This is a genomic window from Sinomonas sp. G460-2 (assembly GCF_047759905.1).
GTDB lineage: Bacteria > Actinomycetota > Actinomycetes > Actinomycetales > Micrococcaceae > Sinomonas.
Map to the genome: position 1 here is coordinate 1 of NZ_JBKZWT010000575.1, position 1,007 is coordinate 1,007.

Here is a 1,007-nt window from a genome sequence, read left to right on the forward strand (position 1 = left end):
CGTCCGCCTTCACGACCGCCATGACGCGGGCGGGATCGGCGACGGTCCGCAGGACGCGGACGTTGTGGCGAATCGCCTCAAGGTCGACGACGGCGGCCCTCTCGGGGAGGCGTTCGGCTAGCGGGTGAGGCGTGGAGGTCACGCCCACGAGTCTATTCCAGCGCGCGGAAACCGTAGCCTTGGATGGTGCAGCATCAGGACCGCGTGGCGATGATCAGCCTCCACACGTCGCCGCTCGAGCAACCGGGCGCAGGCGACGCGGGAGGCATGAACGTCTACATCAGCCACCTCGCGCGCGCCCTCGCGGCGGACGGCCTCGGGGTGGACATCTTCACGCGCGCCACCGACCCGTCCCAGCCGGACGCCGTCGCAATCTCGCCCGGCGTCACGGTCCATCACGTCCCTGCGGGACCGGCCCGGAAGCTCGCGAAAGAACAGATGCCGCCGCTCGCGGACGAGTTCGCCGAGGGCATCCTGCGGCGCACCCGCGGCGCCGCTCCTCCGCGGGCCGTGCACAGCCATTACTGGGTCTCCGGTCTTGCGGGGCTGCGAGCGGCCACCGAGTGGGACGTTCCGCTCGTGCACACGATGCACACGATGGCGCGCGTCAAGAACCGCCATCTCGCGGCGGGGGACGTCCCCGAGCCCACGTGGCGCGAGCGCGGTGAGCAGCGCATCGCGGACGCCGCGGCCCGATTCACGGCCAACACGGCGGCCGAGCGGGACGAGCTCGTGCGGCACTACGGCGTGGACGAGGACCGGATCGACGTCGTGAGCCCGGGCGTGGACCTCGACATCTTCCGGCCCGCGTTCCGATCCCGCGCGAGGGTCGCGTCCGGCGTGCCCGCGGCCTCCTTCCACGTGCTGTTCGCGGGCCGGCTCCAGCGGCTCAAGGGCCCGCAGGTGCTCGTCGCGGCGGCTGGCGAGCTGCACCGCCGTCGTCCGGACATTCCGCTCGTGGTGAGCGTCATCGGCGCGCCGAGCGGCTCGCTGGGCCTCGACCTCGA

At 72.5% G+C, this 1,007-nt stretch carries 2 protein-coding genes; one reads left to right on the forward strand and one right to left on the reverse strand.

The window, feature by feature from the left end; translation table 11 throughout:
* Positions 1–148: alanine racemase (locus ACLN58_RS22550; protein WP_415857433.1), on the reverse strand; the 148-nt coding region annotated here is incomplete at its 3' end.
* Positions 149–186: 38 nt separating this feature from the next.
* Here ACLN58_RS22550 and ACLN58_RS22555 point away from each other — a divergent pair.
* Positions 187–1,007, forward strand: an 821-nt coding sequence (locus ACLN58_RS22555) for a glycosyltransferase (protein ID WP_415857432.1), incomplete at its 3' end; no start/stop codon positions are given.